The following is a 5,961-nucleotide window of genomic DNA, read 5'->3' as shown; positions in this document are numbered from 1 at the left end:
TTCTTAAATCGTAACTATAAGATGCTGGCATTTGTTTTTGAAGGTCATTTACTTCCATTATGTCCTAATCTATGCTTCGGTTGCTATATATAACAACCAGCGTGACCGATTACCTTATCAGGATAGTATTGGACGCTTAACGATAGCCAGTCACAATCACCTAACAAGCCAATTTTCTCAGAAGCTTGTTTTAATTCCTTTTCTTCCTTGTGATTGCACTCTACTGGAGTGGAAAGGCTCTTTTTCACCTCTGCTACTCCACGTTTGAACTGCTTTTTGTGGTAGCGAGCATAGCCGTGGGTCATTTTCACCCACACGATATCATCACTGTTGATCCAGATAGTCACTACATCTTCGGGCTGGCAGTTTTTGGAGTAGTCCGACTGATTGACGATGGTTGCAATGATTTCGCGATCCTGTGTGGTTAGTGGATCTTTTGTTGGCGTAGGGGCTGAAGTTTGTGTCATCATTAGAAATTGCCTCTTGATTGGGGTAAAAAGGCGATCGCTGTGTTTACCAGACGTGGGCGATCGCTTTTGTTATGTGTGCAAACAACGTTGTGGTTTACCGCAACGCTCTCAAAAACATTTGGCGTAGCCTCATATTTCTAAATTTCAGTTATTGTCTAGCAAAAATTCACAGCACCAGGCTCTAGAGAAGGTATTGAGTGGTTGTCCTAATTGCAGTCTTATGAAATAGCAAAAGGCGACCGCATACTTTTGGAGTAGCGAGCGCCTTGATTCTGGAATGTTGATTTTTGATAACCAGTTTTCAGACTTAGTTAGGTCATCGGACTTATCTCCGGCGATTTGAGCGTTACAAGGTTACTTCCGGGTATTCCGGTTTTAGCTCCGGCTACTTTTCCCGGCGGCACTTCAGTTTTGGTTCGTCAATGTTCGTTGAATTAGTTTGCGATCCCTTTTTGCGTTCGGATGCAGACAGTTCGCTTTTCCTTACAATCATTGTGCAACTTTTAGTTGCAGTTGTCAACCCCTAATTGCACAATTTTGGTTGATTTCAGACACAGTAATTCAGCTAAGGTACAGCCAAACACTTGACATAAGCCACTGACAAGCTCTGGAGAAGCGTTTTTGACTTCTGTATTTGTCTCCATCCTGTTCAGATACTGGCGAGAAATCTCTACTTCAAGTTCAGCAAGCTTTTTGGACAAAGTTACTAATGGCATATCACCACGTAATGCACGCATCTTATACCCACGCGCATCTGTCCACCTAATAGACCCCACTTCACTAAGCGGCAACATTACGACCTCTAATTGTTCTTCTTGGCTAATCATATTATGTAACTTTTAGTTGACAAAAGCAATGGCTCACTGCAACTATTAGTAGCTTATATTGAGGTAGCGCGATAAGGCTAAGGCATAGTTATGTTTATCCAAGCCGTGCAAATATCATGCAAATACTCCAATTTTGTTTGGGCTGAGGGTTGGCTAACAAGTGGTTTGGTAATGACAGCTTTACCACTGTATATAAACCAAAGCCTAACCCTGTAAGGTTGTTTTTAAGTATATACACGTAGGTAAGTGTATTAAAAATAAAATATAATATAATATGATTAAGAGATGAGTATCAATTGCTAATGAATAGTTAATATATAAAATGTATATTGTTTAAGTAGTTTATTATTTTATGATACCAATAGATACGTATAACAGACAAAGTTTTTTTGGCAAAACTAATCTTTATTTTACCGATAATTATCAAAAATGGTTTCCCCTACCATCATGGGGAAATTTTTTTATTCATATAGGTCGTTGGGTTGCACAATGTGACAGTAGAAAAAATCGCTTAGTGTTAGCTCTTGCTATTCCCACTAGGAATTACGCCGCCGCCTTAGCAGCTTCAGGCGCTGTGCTAGGAAGAGTTAATATTCCCACCCAAAGGATTGACACTAATAGACATTTTGAACAATTGTGTCAGTTACCAAAAGGTACATCAGTTTTTCTTAATTCTTATAATAGGAGATACAAAGGGATTTATCAGGGTATCGATGAAACTTATGGTGAACGGCGACTACGAATCCAAAGAGAAGACAAAAGCAGTGGCGGTCTAACTAGCCTGGTATCTGTTAAAGAATCCCATAATGTAGCGATTGCATCTAAGCCAAGTATTACTCTTCCTAAAAAGCAATCTGGCAGTCCTATTATTACTCATAGCCCTAATACTTTTCTAGATGGTGTAATTGATAAAGCTGATACAAATGAATTAATAACAAAAACTCGATTAGATTGTGCAGTTATTGGACGTGTTAGCGCTCTTGAAAACGAGATATTAGAAATACGATTTGCCAATTGTTTATCACCATCTAAATCAGAAAGAGGATCTTTACAAGATATCTTACGAGTACATAAATTTTTACCAGGTCAAGTGTATCGCTCAGAAATATTACCATCACAGGGCTATCATCCTCCACAAACAGTAAATATATTAGTACCCCATGTAACCATATTTGATGGTGGAACTGGGTTTATTAAATGGCGTGATGACTGGCGTAATTCTCACTGGATAATTTTACTAGAGCGTACAGAACCCCACTTTCAAGAATCAGTAGATATTATCAAATCTGATTATGCAAACCGTGTAAATGGGGAAGAAATACCAAATATTATCCCGGTTCCTCCTGGTGTTGAAATGGTCGTTTATCAGGAAACTTGCCAATGACTTATATTTCGCTATCAACTGTAGACAAAATTTATTCATATAGCAGCCTTGTAAAAATTCAACAAAATCTTATAGTACATACTGATTTTCGTATTTTTTGCCTGTCGCTGAAAAAGTTTGAGCTGTTACTTGGTGAAAATGTAGAGGAAGATTACTGGAAAAATTTCTTACGCCCCTTTAGACAGTATCGATTTAAATTGTGTGCAGCACCGTTACCATTTAACCATCCTATAGCTTGTCAACCTGAAACTATTAAATTTATAGAAAGGCAACTGAAAAATTGCAAATTTATATATCAAGACTTTGCCTCAGCAGCAGATGAGATATTCAAACTTCTAATAAATTTGTCAAAATCTCCTGAAAATCCACTGCTAGATTTTATAGCAACAAATTATCCGAATGCATCTTTAGTACTCAAAGAATCATACCTGATTCCTCCACTAGAGGATTTATTATCTAAAATTCCTCAACTACACAAAACTTCGATACTAGTACCATCTCAGTTACGTACAAATACTTGTTATGAGAAATTAGTTGTTATTGGTGCAAGTCGTTGGTTTCCTGATTATATTTTTACTGCACCACGAACTCATGAAATAGACATAGTTCACTACAGTTGTATAAAAGATAAATGGCAGTATAAACCAGTATTTGTTCCCTCTTTAGATAATGTATTACCATCAAACTTTGTCTATTTACCGATTTCTACGAAGGAAGAGGTAAACATAAAAACTACCGAGAACCTTTCTGAAGGCATTGAAGCAGATGAAATCATACCTCCGAGCATAGATTGGATTAAGATTGCTAAAAAAATATCTACTTTTTCATCATTTAGTTACAACGAAGAAACTGTCGAAGCACGTTTGTTTTTCTTAGAGAAAAACACGGCCGTTTTCCTTGAAACTAATGCTAAAACCATTGTAATTGATTTAGTAGAAGATGACGAATTACAGGTAAAAAAAGAACTTGTTACTGATATTGAAATAGGTATGTTTATTATTCTCCGCACGAATGGTGGCGGTGACTATATCATTCCCTTAGCCAATCATATCTTGGGAGAAAAAGCTCAAAATTTTAGAGAGTTACAGCAACTGTGGAAAGTTCGCCTCAATAAAAAAGTAAGTTCTAGCAGCTTACATGATGTTAGCTGGAGGCTATCATCCCTGATATTGGGATAGAAGTACCAATGGCTCCCTTGGCTGGGTTAGTACAAGATGATGATGGCTTTGCATCTCTTTCAGATGTTGTTAGCCGTTATGAACAGTGGATTAATTATAAAAAAATTGAAATTCGCTCTCTTGATGCAGAATATCAAAATAGGCATCACCGTGCCAAAACGGGAAAATTGTACGCGCTTGGCTAAAAGCCTTCCCCCATAAGCATCTTAGCCACCCATTTTTCAATAACACCCGTAAGTGAGATTGAGCCGAGATAGGTGTAATTTGGCGTAGATACAGCGAAGCTTTCAGCAGAGGCAAGATAGGCTGAAAGTACTGCTACGAATCACTTTCAGGCTATAAGATTCTCAAAAATACTAATACTAGTATTTTTAGACACATTTACCCTGTCTCAATCGTCTTCTTGAAGGTCATCTTCTCTAACTTCGATTATTAAATGAAGCATAATTCCCTTTTCAACTCACAAAGTCAACTAAAAAGTTGATTTAAAATATTGTTTATTTGCCCGGAAAACCAATAAGAGCGGCTGTGAGAAGCTTCATTATAATTAGCATCAAGGCAATTTTCCGCATTTTCTAATCTCCCAATTGAGCCTTTAATTTCAATTATTGATATTTGTTCGCCTTCAGCTTCAATAATTTCTTGTACTCTTGATTCTGGTAGTTTTTCGGCAGAGAGGGAATCTATTGATAAGCCTGTGTCTACAACAATATTTGATAGATGATAAATTGATTTACATCCATCATCGGTGCAAAATACTAAACAATTATTCCTCACGTAAATTTCAGTAATTCTCATTGTATAAATTCATGCTTTTAATTGGGCAAATTGAATTCAAATGCCATTTTGGACATTAGCTAGACAGAACCACTGCCATTGCAATGAGGGCAACAGTACAATTCATCCTCGATTTGAATTAATCCACCTCCATTGCACTTGTCGCACACCGAATCATCGTAGTACTCGTAGTACTCTGGGAGTAAATCTTTCTTAGCTTGTTGGCGTTCAACAGGATCTTTAATCCAACCAAAAATTTTTTTAGTTGTAGCCATTTCTCTATCCATTTTGTCACTTGCCTTATCTCTTATCTCATTCCGCCAATTCCAGTGCCATCGCATTCAGGGCAAATCCAGCCAGTATCACTGTACAAATACCCTAGCCCCCTACAGTGACAACAGTTTACATATATCCCATCATCTTCAAAAAATAATTCAGGCATAGAAATACTATCAGGATCATCGGCAAAATCTGGAATTCCTAAAGTTATTTCTTGCTCAGGAAACTGGGTGCGATTTGAATAATCTTTTGTCATTACAATACTCCGTTTTCGTCATTCGTTTAGTAATGATTGAAATAAATCTGGATGAATTGTTTCAAAACATTTAGAGCATAAACTTTTTGTCCCATCTTCCAATAAAAAAAGCAATCCTCCACGAAACCAATTTTTATGGGAAGTGCAAAAATCTAATTGGCTGGGCTGCAAAGTGTAGTATTCAATGGTGCTTTTGGTCATAATTCCCTTTTCGTGACTTGATGGATAATCTTGTTTTATTGTTTTTCAGTGCGATAGCTGATGCTTTGTCTGAGTGGTTGATTACCCTTATTTTGTTGGTGCAGAGTAGTATGTATTCTCTGCACCAAGGATGGTATGTTTTGGCAAAAGTATTGTTTTATTATCACACTTAGTCAGTTATATGCTGAAATTATTCAGAAAAGTTTGGTAGGCTTTTTAACGCCAATTGTGCCACAATTTCTGCACGTTGTGACGTTACTTTTTAATACCGTAATGTTGTTTGAATGCTTTCATGTCCCATAAGCGCCCTGAGTTCTTCAATCCCCATTAATCCCACTCGCTCTGTAGCAAAAGGGGAGCAATGCGATTTTGTGAGGTCTGGAAAAAAAAGTGCGATCGCTAAATCCTTTCACCAGTAATCAAAATATATTTATACATGTTAGGCAGTATTAATACATAAAAGTTAAAAATAAGTTTGAGCCACGACTTGTAAGACTCTCCTTTTTGACAAAAAAAAAGCTAGGATTCCCTTTAAGCAATAATTTCGAGAGAGGGATTATCTACTTTAATGGAAAAAAATATATACGCA

Annotated in this window: 8 protein-coding genes and 1 pseudogene; 3 read left to right on the top strand and 6 right to left on the bottom strand. The window is 37.0% G+C overall.

Features of this window, described 5'->3' with window-relative positions:
- Positions 1-83 precede the first annotated feature (83 nt).
- Together PUQ00_RS32050 and PUQ00_RS32045 are read right to left on the bottom strand one after the other, a co-directional pair.
- A complete protein-coding gene (locus PUQ00_RS32050; RefSeq protein ID WP_300423973.1) occupies positions 84-470 on the bottom strand; it encodes a hypothetical protein in 387 nt (128 codons plus the stop codon).
- Positions 471-973: 503 nt separating this feature from the next.
- Positions 974-1,297 carry a helix-turn-helix transcriptional regulator gene (locus PUQ00_RS32045; protein ID WP_300423972.1) on the bottom strand — a complete coding sequence of 108 codons (324 nt, stop codon included), beginning with the start codon at positions 1,295-1,297 and terminating at the stop codon, positions 974-976.
- Positions 1,298-1,811: 514 nt separating this feature from the next.
- Between PUQ00_RS32045 and PUQ00_RS32040 the strand changes: the two genes are divergently transcribed.
- Genes PUQ00_RS32040 through PUQ00_RS32030 form a run of 3 tightly spaced genes read left to right on the top strand, consistent with a single transcriptional unit; the run spans position 1,812 to position 4,044 of the window.
- The gene (locus tag PUQ00_RS32040) at positions 1,812-2,681 is read left to right on the top strand and encodes a hypothetical protein (protein WP_300423971.1); all 870 of its coding nucleotides are present in this window, start codon (positions 1,812-1,814) and stop codon (positions 2,679-2,681) included.
- Positions 2,678-3,859, top strand: a complete 1,182-nt coding sequence (locus PUQ00_RS32035) for a hypothetical protein (protein WP_300423969.1) — start codon at positions 2,678-2,680, stop codon at positions 3,857-3,859. Before PUQ00_RS32040 ends, PUQ00_RS32035 begins: the two co-directional genes overlap by 4 nt.
- 8 nt (positions 3,860-3,867) lie before the next feature.
- A complete protein-coding gene (locus PUQ00_RS32030; RefSeq protein WP_300423967.1) occupies positions 3,868-4,044 on the top strand; it encodes a hypothetical protein in 177 nt (58 codons plus the stop codon).
- Between the two features lie 283 nt (positions 4,045-4,327).
- On the opposite strand, the gene PUQ00_RS32025 is transcribed toward PUQ00_RS32030, so the two are convergent.
- The 4 genes and pseudogenes from PUQ00_RS32025 to PUQ00_RS32010 form a co-directional block, all read right to left on the bottom strand.
- The gene (locus PUQ00_RS32025; protein WP_300423966.1) at positions 4,328-4,657 is read right to left on the bottom strand and encodes a hypothetical protein; all 330 of its coding nucleotides are present in this window, start codon (positions 4,655-4,657) and stop codon (positions 4,328-4,330) included.
- A gap of 59 nt (positions 4,658-4,716) precedes the next feature.
- On the bottom strand, positions 4,717-4,911 hold the full coding sequence (locus PUQ00_RS32020; protein WP_300423965.1) for a hypothetical protein: 195 nt from the start codon (positions 4,909-4,911) through the stop codon (positions 4,717-4,719).
- A gap of 32 nt (positions 4,912-4,943) precedes the next feature.
- Positions 4,944-5,171: a hypothetical protein gene (locus PUQ00_RS32015; RefSeq protein ID WP_300423964.1), complete on the bottom strand. Its 228-nt coding sequence runs from the start codon at positions 5,169-5,171 to the stop codon at positions 4,944-4,946.
- A 391-nt stretch (positions 5,172-5,562) separates the two neighbouring features.
- A pseudogene (locus tag PUQ00_RS32010) lies at positions 5,563-5,724 on the bottom strand (site-specific integrase); the annotation flags it as partial.
- Positions 5,725-5,961: the final 237 nt, after the last annotated feature.

Source organism: Nostoc sp. S13 (assembly GCF_029379315.1).
In the GTDB taxonomy this organism is placed as follows: domain Bacteria; phylum Cyanobacteriota; class Cyanobacteriia; order Cyanobacteriales; family Nostocaceae; genus Nostoc.
This window is presented reverse-complemented; position numbering and strand designations above follow the sequence as displayed.

Bases quoted from the DNA above. Each gene is read 5' to 3' on its own strand.
- PUQ00_RS32035 (WP_300423969.1), top strand. From the start codon at position 2,678: ATGACTTATATTTCGCTATCAACTGTAGACAAAATTTATTCATATAGC.
- PUQ00_RS32020 (WP_300423965.1), bottom strand. From the start codon at position 4,911: ATGGCTACAACTAAAAAAATTTTTGGTTGGATTAAAGATCCTGTTGAA.
- PUQ00_RS32015 (WP_300423964.1), bottom strand. From the start codon at position 5,171: ATGACAAAAGATTATTCAAATCGCACCCAGTTTCCTGAGCAAGAAATA.
- PUQ00_RS32045 (WP_300423972.1), bottom strand. From the start codon at position 1,297: ATGATTAGCCAAGAAGAACAATTAGAGGTCGTAATGTTGCCGCTTAGT.
- PUQ00_RS32050 (WP_300423973.1), bottom strand. From the start codon at position 470: ATGATGACACAAACTTCAGCCCCTACGCCAACAAAAGATCCACTAACC.
- PUQ00_RS32025 (WP_300423966.1), bottom strand. From the start codon at position 4,657: ATGAGAATTACTGAAATTTACGTGAGGAATAATTGTTTAGTATTTTGC.
- PUQ00_RS32030 (WP_300423967.1), top strand. From the start codon at position 3,868: ATGGCTCCCTTGGCTGGGTTAGTACAAGATGATGATGGCTTTGCATCT.